This is a genomic window from Microbacterium sp. MYb66 (assembly GCF_002979435.1).
GTDB lineage: Bacteria > Actinomycetota > Actinomycetes > Actinomycetales > Microbacteriaceae > Microbacterium.
The window spans coordinates 517,896-529,551 of sequence record NZ_PCOV01000003.1; the positions used below are offsets into that span (position 1 = coordinate 517,896).

The window sequence follows — 11,656 nt, forward strand, 5'->3', positions numbered from 1 at the left end:
GGTCCGTCCTTCTCTCCAGCCTACGCCCGAAAAGCGGAGGTGGATTCACGTGAATGGATGCGCCCCGCAGGGCGCATCCATTCACGGAACCTCCTCAGGGACGAGACATGATGGCCGCGCCGACGCGCTCCTGCAGTGCGAAGACTCGCGGCACGTAGGTCTGCGGTCGAGGAGAACTGCCTGCCGCGCCCGTGTTGACCCACAACCCGAAGTTGAGCAGCGCGATCACGCGCGGGTGACGGTTCGCGACTCGCAGATACTCGAACTGCCGGTCGAGGATCTGCACCTCGGTCGTCCACGTGTTCCAGGTGTCGGGGACGTTCGGCGGGAACAGATAGATCTTGTCGTTCTGATCGCTGGCCATCTGCTCGAGGCGGTTCGCCGACCACTCCAGCTCGGTCTCCGTCATGTTGTACGCATCCATGCCGTACCAATCGACGTCGGGCGGTACGGCGACGGAGTTCGCGATGTCGATGTAGGTCATCGTGAACATGATCGGAAGATCGGGGATGTCGCCCGCATCGATACTCGCCTGCACCGCCTTGGCCGACCAGTCGAGCTGCTGGTAGGTCACGCCCTTGAGGTAGGCCTCGTCCTCCAGGTAGTACGCCGCGATCTTGTCCTTGTACGGCTGGAGCATCTGCACGAAGCCGTTCCAACGGTTGAGGTTCGGCTGCTGCTGGGCTGTCTGCGGTGTGAAGAACTCGCTCCCGACGTAGAGGATGCACCCCTTCGGCGGGCACGCGGCGAACTCTGCGGTGTCGTACGAGAGCGGGCTGGCGTCGAGCGTCGGAGAGACGTTGATCCAGTGCAGGTTCGCGATCCCCTTCATGTCGGGAACGTGATTCCCCGCGAAGTCGTCGTTCCGCGTTCCGTAGGTGCCGAAGTACTTCAGTGTGGGGAACGGATCGACACGACTGATCGTCAGGTCGTCGATGGCGCTCACTTCGCGCAGCTGTGTCGCGCTCCCGTTGCTGATGTAGGCGCCTAGATAGAGGTAGGGCTTCTTCAGGGCGGAGGTCAGCGACGTCGTCCGAGTGGCGCCGTTGACGTTCACCTCGAGATCCGGAGTCGCGCCGGCGTCGGTCGCGCGAATGGTCACGGCGAAGCCGCTCGGGCGGATGGGGGCGCTGAAGGTGGACCCCACCAGGACTCCGCCGCGATACAGCGCGACCGTGCCGTCGCGAGCGACCGTCATGCTGAACTGGTTCTGGGCGTCTGTGACATAGCCTCGTCCGGTGCTCGACGACGAGAGCATGATCGAGACCCAGTCCGTGGCGCCTCCGAACGATCCGGGGTCAGGCTTGACCGTCGCACGGATCTCGAACGCGCCGGCGCTGTCCGCGGAGACGGGCATGTCCAGCTTCACCGCTGAGGGGGCGACCCAGAACGAGAGCTGATTCGGGAAGCTCGGGTTGTTCACCTGCGAATACGTGGCGGGGGGCGTCGCCGTGTTGCTCCAGTGGCCGGGCACGCGCGAGTACGTCAGCGGCATCGCCAGCCCGGGCTCACGCGCTCCGAGGTTCTGGTTCAACCCGTAGTCGGACGCGTAGACGTTGGCCCCATCGAAGTTGTCCGCGAACTGCGCGACCCGGCTGACCGTGAGGTCGTCGACCGTGCTGACTTCGGCTGTCGTCGTCGCGGAACCGTTGCTCAGGTAGGCGCCGAGCAGGACGTACGGCTGCACGAGCGCGCCGGTGAGTGTCGCCGTTCGAGTGGCGCCGTTGACGGCCACGGCGAGGCTGGGGCTCGCCGTGGATGCGTTGGACACCGTGATGGTGACGTCGAAACCGGTGGCCGATCTCGTCGCCAGAAGCTCGGATGACCACAGGGCCGTGCCGCGCTGGTAGAGCATGACCTTGCCGTTGCGGCTCACGGTGAGCCCGGCGTCCACGGTCGTCGCCGTCACGTAGCCGGTCGATCCGCCCGTCTTCGCGAGCATCAGCGAGACCCAGTCCGCGTCGGCGCCCAGTGCGTTCGCGTTCGGGTTGACCTTGGCCGTCACCGTGTAGGAATCCGCCGCGTCGGTCATCGCCGGCGCATCGAGGCGCACGGCCGAGTGCTGCGCCCAGAACGAGAGCTTGCCCGCGAAGTCGGAGTGGTTCACCTGGCTGGCATAGCTGGGCGGGGTCGCCGCAGGAGTCGACCAATTGCCGTGGACCCTCGTGTACGTCACGCCCTTGCCGGGCCCGCTCTGCCGCGTCGAGATCGAGTCATTCAGTCCGTAGGTGGGATCGGCGTCCCTCGCATCATTGAAGCTGTCGGTGAACTCGGGGGTGCCGGCGGCCGAGGCCGGCTCGGGAACGAGGGGGACGGCGAGAGCTGTCGCCGTGACGACGGCCGCGACGATGCCGGCGAGCAGCCGTCGTCGTCGCGGGCGTCGCGGATGGACTATCGATGCAGCGTCCGGTGCGGATTCACGTTCCATGGATGGCTCCCTGTTGTCGGGGCGACTCACGGTGGAATACAGTTTCACGAAGCCGCTTCAGGAGTGAAAGTAACGATCATCCCGCACGGTGTCAAGGATTCGCCACGATCGGGATTCGGCTGCGATGCCGTGCTCGATCCTCGACGCGGTTCAGGGGGTGACGGAGCGGCGGGCGTCGTCGATACTCATGCTCAGCGCCATCCTGACTCGTTCGTCGACTCTGACGCCCGCGCCCCGGAGCGCGAGCACCGCAGCTCCCGTGAGCCCGTCGTCGACGGGGATCAGCTCCACGGGAGCTCCGTCCGCGCTCAGGCGCTCTTCGATGCGCCGTCGGAGCGCCGGCTGCTGCGCGAGGATCCCGCCCGTCGCGACGACGGGATCCGTCGCCGGCCCCTGCACGGCGCGAAGTGTGGCGTGGAGCCCCTCCGCGGCCTCGTCGATGATGGACAGGGCCACGGCGTCGCCATCGGCTGCGGCGTCGAAGGCGAGTGGCGCCAGTCGGGCGAGCTCCACCGGACGGGCGGCGTATGTCGATGTCAGGATCCGCATGATCTCGGGCGGGCGGCCGTCGTCCGTGCGCGCTGCTGTCGCCGCGGACGCCGGCATGCCGGCGACCAGGAGTGCGCTCAACGTCGTCTCCGGGCCGCGACGGTCCAGGTGCGCGAGTGCTGCGCGCGCGACCTGGTGTCCGATCCAGAATCCGGAGCCGACATCGCCGAGGAGCCACCCGAGGCCATCGGCTGTCGCCATCGCCTGCCCGGCGTGCATCCTTGCGGCGGCCGCGCCGGTGCCGCTGATGAGTACGCTCCCGTTCTCGGCGGCGGTCCCGGAGCAGAAGCCGGCCATCGCATCGGAGTCGAATCGGACCATGGCGTGCACGCCGAACGATGCCAGGGCCGACTGCAAGGACTGCTCGAAAGAAGCGCCCGAACTGATCCCCGCCATCGCGATGGTGACGGCGTGCACATCCTGCGGCGCGGTCTGCGCCGCAGACAGGGCGTCGGCGGCCGCGGACGCGAGGGAGGCGATGGCGATCGGGGCTCCCGCCGAGATCGGGTTGCCGGCGCCGTGGCGCGCGAAGCCCAGGCATCGGGCGTCTTCCGTGATCGCCGCGCAGCGGGTACTCGTTCCTCCGGCGTCGATGGCGAGCAGCACGGGATTCATCTTCGCACCCGCCGGACGCACTGTCCCCGGTGGGCGATTCACTGTTGACATTCCGGAAGCATAAAACTATCTTTCACAATCAACGGTATTTAGAGAACGGAAATCTCACAGTGGCAACAGGCTCCACTCCGGTCACCGCAGAATTCGGGCTTCGCGCCCGGCTTCAGGGCACCGTTCCGACGATGTCGGCATCCATGGCGAGGACTGCACGTCTTCTGCTGGAGAATCCGGACCTTCCGATCTCCCTGTCGATCTTCGAGTTCGCCGAGCGCGCAGGGGTTTCGGCGCCGACGGTCACCCGCTTCTGCAAGTTCATCGGGTACAGCGGCTACACCGGACTGCGCGTCGGCGCGGCAGCCGAGCTCGGCCGCTCCGTGGGAGAGGACGGCATCGTCGGCGAGCCGGGTGCATCCGCACACCCCGAGATGAGCGACGAGGATGTGCTGCGCACCTTCCTCGCCAGCCATGTGCAGGCGCTGCGCGCGTCGGCCGACCTCGTGAATCTCGGCGACATGCGTCGGGTTGCGCGGATGATCTCCGACGCCCCGCAGGTCGACGTCTACGGCGTCGGCGGCTCCGGCACCGTCGCCCACTCGCTGGTGGACCGTCTGTACCTCATCGGCGTCAACGCGCGCGCATGGACCGACGCCCACCTGGGGCTGATGAGCGGAGCCATCCTCCCCGAGGGCGCGGTCGCGATCGGCATCTCGAGCTCCGGAGAGACGAGCGACACGATCGAGATGCTCGCCGAGGCCCGCGCGAGCGGAGCGTGGACGGTCGCGATCACCAGCAACCCGCACACGACCATCGCCGAAGACGTCGAGGTGGTGATCCAGACCGCGCCGCCGAACGACTACCTCGATCTCGGGAGCCTCACCTCCTCGCACGTCCAGACGTTCGCCGCCGACCTGCTCTATCTGCTCGCCTCCTGGAACCGCGAGGAGAAGAAGGAACGCAACGCGGCAGCGGCCATGAATGCGATCTCCGGTCGCCGACTGAACTCGCGTTCCGCCCGCCCCGCCCCTCGCGCGGGGGAACCGTCGCCGCCGAAGTCCTGAAGGAGTACCACCGATGTCCCAGCTCTTCCCCGCATTCGCCGATGAGGTACGGAACCGCATCGAGGCTCTCGACCGCTCGGCCGCGTCCGGCGGTCTCGACGCCGCGATCGAGATCCTGAGCTCGTCGCTGCAGCGCGGCGGCGTCATACACGCATTCGGCACGGGGCACTCCGAGGCGTTCGCCATGGAGATCGCCGGCCGTGCCGGCGGCTTCATCCCGACCCATCAGATCTCCCTGCGCGACCTGGTGCTCCTCGGATCCCGGGAGCTGGCCGAGATGGGCCGGCCCGAGTTCGAGCGCGACCACACGGTCGCCGACGAGCTGTTCGATCTCTACGACATCCGCCAGGAGGACGCGTTCATCATCGCCTCGAACTCCGGCGCGAACGGCTCCACCGTGGGACTCGCGCTGCGCGCCAAGGCGGAAGGGCTCCCGGTCATCGCCGTCACCAGCCTTGAGCACTCCCGCGCCGTGCAGACGAAGCATCCGAGCGGCAAGCGACTGTTCGAGGTGGCCGACGTCGTGATCGACAACCTCGCGCCGTTCGGCGACGCCACGATCGAGGTGGCCGACGGCTTGCGGGCCGGCGCCGTGTCGTCGATCACCGCGGCGTACATCGCCCAGCTCCTGACGCTCGGCACCGCGGACCGGCTGCGGCTCGATGCGGAGCTGCCGCCGATGTACATCTCCGCGAACATCCCCGGCGGCGACCAGCACAACATCGGGCTCCAGGCCCGCTTCGGTGCTCGCATCCTCCCGTACGCGTACCTCGATGAGCGCTCGACCCGATAGCTGCACACCCGCAAGTAACCCCCAATGAAGGAAGGTCACTCATGCCCCGCTCCTCACGCCGAACGGCGTTGAACGCAAGTGCCGCCGCTGCCGCACTCTGTCTCGTCCTCGCAGGCTGCGCCGGTCCAGGCTCCTCCGAATCCGAGGGCGGCACCGTCTCCCCGGACAACCCGTTCGGTGTCGCGGCGAACACCAAGATCGACATCGTGGTGTTCGACGGCGGATACGGCACCGAGTATGCGGAGTACGCCGCGGACCTCGTCGAGAAGCAGCTCGGAGACGGGATCAGCGTCCAGATCACGCCCTCCAACAACCTCTCGCAGTCTCTGCAACCTCGCTTCGTCGGCGGCACACCGCCGGACTCGTTCACCAACGACGGGGCGGATGCGATCCCCATCACCAGCATCCAGGATCAGCTCGAGGATCTGGGCGACTTCTGGGACACGAAGAACTACGACGGCGTGAAGGTCTCCGATGCGGTCTTCCCCGGGGTGAAGGAGGTCGGCGAGTACGACGACGGCTACCTCAACGCGAACTACGTCATGACGCTCTTCTCCCTGTGGTACTCGCATTCCCTGTTCGAGGAGAACGGCTGGGAACCGCCCACGACCTGGTCGGAGATGGCGGACCTCTGCACCGAGGCGAGAGCGAAGGACAAATACCTCTTCACCTTCGGCAAGGAGTCTGCCGTCTACTACCAGTGGCTGGTGCTCGACTCGGCGATCAAACAGGGAGGCGTCGACGTCATCAACGACATCTCGAACCTCAAGCCGGGAGCATGGTCGAACCCTGCCGTGAAGGACGTACTCGGCCAGATGGAGAGCCTCATCGCTGACGACTGCTTCGTCCCCGGAGGCGCGGGCACGCAGTTCACTCAAGCGCAGGCGCAGTGGTCCAACGACCAGGAGGCGCTCTTCTACTACTCGGGCTCCTGGATCGAGTCGGAGATGAAGGATGCGACGGCCGACGGCTTCGAGATGACCGCATGGCCCGCGCCGCTGCTCGACGCCGCTGACGCGGCGCTCCCCTTCGAGGCCGTACAGGCAGGACCGGCGATCCCGTGGGCCGTGCCGAAGTCGGCCGCGAGCACGGCAGGCGGCAAGGAGTTCCTCCGTGCTCTCTTCTCCAAGGAAGCCGCGTCGAAGTTCTCCGAGCTGACGCTCGCTCCGACCGTCGTCGAGGGCACGGTCCCTGCTGACGGCTTCGGCTCGAGTGCACTGGCGTCGACCATGGGTGTCATGGAGGACGCCGGAGACGACCTCTTCAGCTGGGTGTCGAACAGCTACTCCGGGTACTACGGGATCCAGGATGCGCCGTACTGGGTGTCGTTCCTGGCCGGGGACATCACTGCTCAGGAACTCATCGACGCGCAGGAGAAGCTCAGCGCGGCGGCCGCCGCCGACACGTCGAAGCCCAAGAAAGAATACGACTACGGCAAATGACTGCGCTCCTGACTGCGGCGGGGCCGGGGGAGCGCACAGCGCCTCCCCGGCCGCGTCGGCGGCCCAACCTCGACCGGATCAGCTTCATGCTGGTGTTCCTGGTCGCCCCTCTCATCCTGTTCGCCATCTTCGTGCTCCTGCCGTTCGCTCAGTCCACCTACTACTCGCTCACGAGTTGGGGCGGGTACTCGGATCAGCTCGAGTGGGTCGGACTGCAGAACTTCACGCAGATGCTCGGCGACGAGGTGCTCCTGAAGTCCGTGCGGAACTCCATCGTGCTCGCTCTCGTCGTGCCGACGCTGACGCTGACCGTCGCCTTCGCGATCGCCTGCGTCGTGACGACGGGCGGCCCGAGCATCGGCAACATCCAGGGACTCCGCGGCTCCGCGTTCTACCGCGTGGCCTCGTTCTTCCCCTACTGCGTCCCGGCGATCGTCATCGGCATCATCTGGGCGCAGGTGTACGACCCGTCCAGGGGGCTCCTCAACGGGTTCCTGACCGCGATCGGCCTCGACCAGTTCACGAGCTTCCCGTGGCTCGGAGATGAGTCGACGGCGATGGCGGCCTCTGTCTTCGTCATCGTCTGGAGCCTGGTCGGCTTCTACACGATCCTCTTCATCGCGGCGATCAAGGGGATCCCGGCGGAGACGTACGAGGCAGCGCGCCTCGACGGTGCCGGACGGTTCCGCATCGCGGTGTCCGTGACCCTGCCCCAGATTGCCTCGAGCTTCCAGACCGCGTACATCTACCTCGGTCTCGTCGCGGTCGACTCCTTCGTCTACATGGCGGCGCTGAACGCGCAGGGCGGTCCGAACTACGCGACGCTCACCATGACGCAGTACCTCTACAACGTCGCGTTCTTCCAGGGGAAGTTCGGCTATGCGACGGCGATCGGCATCGTCCTCGCTCTCGTCACCCTGGTCTATGCGGCGCTCGTCTTCGGAGTGTTCCGCCTCATCCGCGGGAAAGATGGAGGTGACCACGCATGAGCAGCGCGGTCGTGGAAAGACGGACCGGGCGGACGGCGCGCGCGCGGAGGGCAGACCTCGGTGTCTCGGGCACCTCGCATCTCCTGCTCGGCATCTGGACGATCATCGTCATCGTGCCGTTCCTGTGGACGGTCATGTCGAGCTTCAAGACCACGAAGGAGATCCTCGGATCGCCGTTCTCCCTGCCCGCGCAGCTCTCCTTCGACAACTATGTGAAGGCGTGGAGCGACGCGGGCATCGGTCGGTACTTCTTCAACACCGTGCTCGTCGTCGGCAGCTCACTGATCCTCGTCATGCTGCTCGGATCGATGCTCGCGTACGTGCTCGCCCGATTCCGCTTCCGCGGCAACAGGCTCATCTACAACGTCATGCTGGCCGCGATGGCGTTCCCGGTCTTCCTGGCGATCGTCCCCCTGTTCTTCATCCTGCAGAACATGGGTCTGCTCAACACCTGGCCGGGGCTGATCCTCACCTACGTGGCGTTCGCGCTCCCCTTCACGATGTTCTTCCTCTACTCGTTCTTCAAGCAGCTCCCGCACGATGTCTACGAGGCGGCGCTCATCGACGGCGCCGGTGACTGGCGGACGTTCTTCGCGATCATGCTGCCGATGGCGACCCCCGGGATCGCCTCCGTGGCGATCCTGAACTTCCTGGGCCTGTGGAACCAGTTCCTGCTGCCGGTCGTCCTCAACACGAACCGGGACAACTACGTGATCTCGCAGGGCATGGCGACCTTCGCAGCGAGCGCGGGATACTCCATCGACTTCGGGGCGCTGTTCGCCGCGGCGGTGATGACCATCCTGCCGGTCCTCGTCGTGTACATCTTCTTCCAGCGCAAGCTCCAAGGTTCGGTGGCCCAGGGAACGTTCCGCTAGGTCGAGGCGGGCCTCACTTACCGTCTCCGCGGTGGTCTCGGACGATCCGGTCCAACTCGTCCCAGAGGCCGGACGGGATCTCGCGACGGAAAGCCGCTTCGTCCGCGACCGCTTCCGCCGCAGAGGCGATTCCGGCCACGACAGCGACGATCCCCTCGGTGCGAGTGGCGAACTGGATCGCCGCATCGGGCAGCTCGACGCCGTGTCGACGGCACGCCAGCGCCAGATCCCGAGCGAGACCGACGAGGGCGGTGCCGGCAGGCGAGTACTCGAAGCGTGCTCCATCCTCCGGCCACGGGCGTGAGAGCAGACCGGAGTTGAAGGGCCCCGCCGCGACCACCCAGACCCCTGCCTCGCGCGCGCATTCGAGCAGTGGTGCGGCCGAACGATCCAAGAGCGTCCATCTGCCCGCGATCATCACCCCGTCGATGTCGGTCGATCCGACGAGCCTGGCGGCCGCGCGCCAATCGGAGGTGCCCACGCCGAAGGCGGAGATGACGCCCTGATCGCGCAACTCCGCGAGCATCGGCGCCGCTTCGCGTTCGACCTGATCCAGATGATCGTCCGGGTCGTGGAGGTAGACGACGTCGATCCGGTCGCAGGCGAGGCGCTGAAGGCTCTCCTCGAGAGTCTTCAGGACCCCGTCGCGCGAGTAGTCCCGCACCCAGTTGCGGCCGCTCGGCAATGCCCATTGTCCGTCGATGAGCCCGTCGACGGACGTGCGGCTGTCTTCGAGCAGCCTGCGCCCCACCTTGGTGGAGAGGACGAAGGAGTCCCGCGGACGATCGGCGAGGGCCTCACCCAGACGAGACTCCGACAACCCCAGGCCGTAGAAAGGAGCTGTGTCGAAGTACCTGACGCCCGCCATCCAGGCAGCGTCCACGGCCGCTCGGGCGTCGTCGTCCGAGATGGGACGGAAGAGGTTTCCCAGCGGCGCGGCGCCGAATCCCAGGGACGCGGGGCCTGGACCGCCGATCACAGCGCGTACCAGCGTTCGGCGGTAGCCCCGAAGACCGCGGCCTTCTCGTGCTCTTCCAGCGATCGGCACCACTGTTCGGCAGCGGCGAGTACCTGTTCGAAGTCGCCGGTGATCAGGCACACGGGCCAATCGGATCCGAACATGGTGCGGTCGACTCCGAAGGCCGCGATCGCGTGATGGACGACGGGATCCACCATGTCCGCTGTCCAGCCGGTTCCGGCGAGGTTGCCGAGGCCGGAGAGTTTGACCGCGACGTTCGGGAGATCGCCGAGGGTGCTGATGGAGGTGCGCCATTCGTCGCTTCCCCTGCCATCGAGCGGGTTGCCCAGGTGATCGAGGACCCAGCGCAGCGCAGGGACGTCCTGCGCCGACCTCACCACGGAGTCGAGCTGGTCCGGTCGCACCACCGCATCGAACGCGAGCCCGTTCGCCGCGAGACGTTCGAGTCCGCGCCGGACGGCGACACGGCACAGCCAGTCGGAATCGTCTTCCATCTGCACCTGGTGACGGATCCCCACGAGGCGATGACCGCCAGGGAGTCCGCGGAGCCGCGCGACGCTGTCGTCGACGTCGCCGGTGAGGTCCACCCATCCGACGACACCACGGATCCATGGGTTCTCCGCCGCGAGCGTCAGCAGCTCTGCCGTCTCGTCTTCCTCACAGAGGTTCTGCACGAGCACCGACCCGTCGAAGCGTGCGGCGGCCCGCTGCGCTTCGTACTCCTGCGGGGGAAAGGATCGGGACAGCACGTCATGGTCGATCCACGGTTGCGGGCGCCGATCGAGATCCCAGAGGTGATGGTGCGCGTCGATGCGAGGAGAGCCGGCACCCATCATGACTCGACGAACTGCTCGAGCTCGATCGGATAGTTGAGACCTGCCGGAAGTCCGATCCCGAGGCCCTTCGGCGCATGCACGAGTCCGGTCGAGTCGACGTAGGACTCCCGGGTCACCCGAGTGCTGGTGACGAGCGATTCGTAGTACGTGGTGTTCGGGATCGCCATGCACAGGTGGCGGTTCGGAGCGTCCGACCCGTGGATCTCGACTCGGATCCGGAAGGCGTCGGCGAGATGCGCGATGCGCATCGCTCCGGTGATGCCGCCCTTGAGGACCGTGTCCGCTCGCACGCCGAACGTGGCGGTTCCGGCCGCGATGAAATCAGCCGTGTTCATATGGGCGCCGTCGGAGGTCTCCGCGACGAGCAGGGGCACATCCACCGAGGCGGCCAGCCGACGGTAGGCATGCACGCTGAACTCCCGCATCGGCTCCTCGTACCAGAGATAGCCGTTCGCGGACATGGCGCGCCCGACGTGGATGGCGTCGGGGAGGTCGAATCCGGCGGACCCGTCGTACATGAGCGGCACGTCGTCGCCGACGTGCGACCTCAGGGCTTCGCACAGCTTGGCGTCGCGTCGGGCATCTCCCCATGCGTGCAGCTTCACCGCGGTGTACCCCAGCTCGAGGCACTGGTCGGCGACGTCGAGGTATTCCTCCACGCTGTCGAAGGTGGTCGTCGACGCGTAGGCCGGGATCGCGTGGCGCGCACCGCCGAGCAGCTGCCACAGCGGCAGACCCGCAGCCCGTGCCGCGAGGTCCCACAGTGCCACGTCGACGACGCCGAGCAAGGGCAGCGGCAGTTCGTGGATGCGATCGAGCTCCCAGAGCCGATGCCAGAGGTGCTCCCGATCGAACGGGTCCTGTCCGACCAGCTCTCGACGGAACAGCGCCTCCACGGCCTGCTCGAGTTGCGGCGCGCTTCCCGGGCGCTTCAGCAACGCGACCCCTTCGATGCCCTCATCGGTGCGCAGATGCAGGATCGCTCCGTGGTCGTCTGCCGGACTGCCGTCCAGTCCGGATCGCCATGAGAAGGCCGGAGCGGCAGCGGGGATGGGGACGCGATGCGTCTCGACGTGCGTGATTCTCATCAGG

Annotated in this window: 10 protein-coding genes; 5 read left to right on the forward strand and 5 right to left on the reverse strand. The window is 66.8% G+C overall.

The window, feature by feature from the left end:
- Positions 1–94 precede the first annotated feature (94 nt).
- Both CQ045_RS09720 and CQ045_RS09725 read right to left on the reverse strand, forming a co-directional pair.
- Positions 95–2,428 (reverse strand): hypothetical protein, encoded by a 2,334-nt coding sequence (locus CQ045_RS09720; protein WP_105723089.1) that lies wholly within the window; start codon positions 2,426–2,428, stop codon positions 95–97.
- Positions 2,429–2,578: 150 nt separating this feature from the next.
- Positions 2,579–3,643 (reverse strand): N-acetylglucosamine kinase, encoded by a 1,065-nt coding sequence (locus tag CQ045_RS09725; RefSeq protein ID WP_105723091.1) that lies wholly within the window; start codon positions 3,641–3,643, stop codon positions 2,579–2,581.
- Positions 3,644–3,702: 59 nt separating this feature from the next.
- On the opposite strand from CQ045_RS09725, the gene CQ045_RS09730 reads away from it, so the two are divergent.
- From CQ045_RS09730 to CQ045_RS09750, 5 genes are read left to right on the forward strand one after another with little or no spacing between them, the layout of a single operon-like run.
- Complete coding sequence (locus CQ045_RS09730) at positions 3,703–4,650, forward strand: MurR/RpiR family transcriptional regulator (protein ID WP_105723093.1); 948 nt, start codon at positions 3,703–3,705, stop codon at positions 4,648–4,650.
- A gap of 13 nt (positions 4,651–4,663) precedes the next feature.
- Positions 4,664–5,443 (forward strand): sugar isomerase domain-containing protein, encoded by a 780-nt coding sequence (locus CQ045_RS09735; RefSeq protein WP_105723095.1) that lies wholly within the window; start codon positions 4,664–4,666, stop codon positions 5,441–5,443.
- A 41-nt stretch (positions 5,444–5,484) separates the two neighbouring features.
- Positions 5,485–6,885, forward strand: a complete 1,401-nt coding sequence (ngcE, locus tag CQ045_RS09740; protein WP_105723097.1) for an N-acetylglucosamine/diacetylchitobiose ABC transporter substrate-binding protein — start codon at positions 5,485–5,487, stop codon at positions 6,883–6,885.
- On the forward strand, positions 6,882–7,874 hold the full coding sequence (locus tag CQ045_RS09745; protein ID WP_105723099.1) for a carbohydrate ABC transporter permease: 993 nt from the start codon (positions 6,882–6,884) through the stop codon (positions 7,872–7,874). The genes ngcE and CQ045_RS09745 overlap by 4 nt, the downstream gene beginning before the upstream one ends.
- The gene (locus CQ045_RS09750) at positions 7,871–8,749 is read left to right on the forward strand and encodes a carbohydrate ABC transporter permease (RefSeq protein WP_105723101.1); all 879 of its coding nucleotides are present in this window, start codon (positions 7,871–7,873) and stop codon (positions 8,747–8,749) included. The genes CQ045_RS09745 and CQ045_RS09750 overlap by 4 nt, the downstream gene beginning before the upstream one ends.
- A 13-nt stretch (positions 8,750–8,762) precedes the next feature.
- On the opposite strand, the gene CQ045_RS09755 is transcribed toward CQ045_RS09750, so the two are convergent.
- From CQ045_RS09755 to CQ045_RS09765, 3 genes are read right to left on the reverse strand one after another with little or no spacing between them, the layout of a single operon-like run.
- Positions 8,763–9,728 (reverse strand): aldo/keto reductase, encoded by a 966-nt coding sequence (locus CQ045_RS09755; RefSeq protein ID WP_105723103.1) that lies wholly within the window; start codon positions 9,726–9,728, stop codon positions 8,763–8,765.
- Positions 9,725–10,564, reverse strand: coding sequence for an amidohydrolase (locus tag CQ045_RS09760; protein ID WP_105723105.1), 840 nt, complete (start codon positions 10,562–10,564; stop codon positions 9,725–9,727). The genes CQ045_RS09755 and CQ045_RS09760 overlap by 4 nt, the downstream gene beginning before the upstream one ends.
- Positions 10,561–11,652, reverse strand: a complete 1,092-nt coding sequence (locus tag CQ045_RS09765) for an enolase C-terminal domain-like protein (protein WP_105723107.1) — start codon at positions 11,650–11,652, stop codon at positions 10,561–10,563. Before CQ045_RS09765 ends, CQ045_RS09760 begins: the two co-directional genes overlap by 4 nt.
- Positions 11,653–11,656 lie beyond the last annotated feature (4 nt).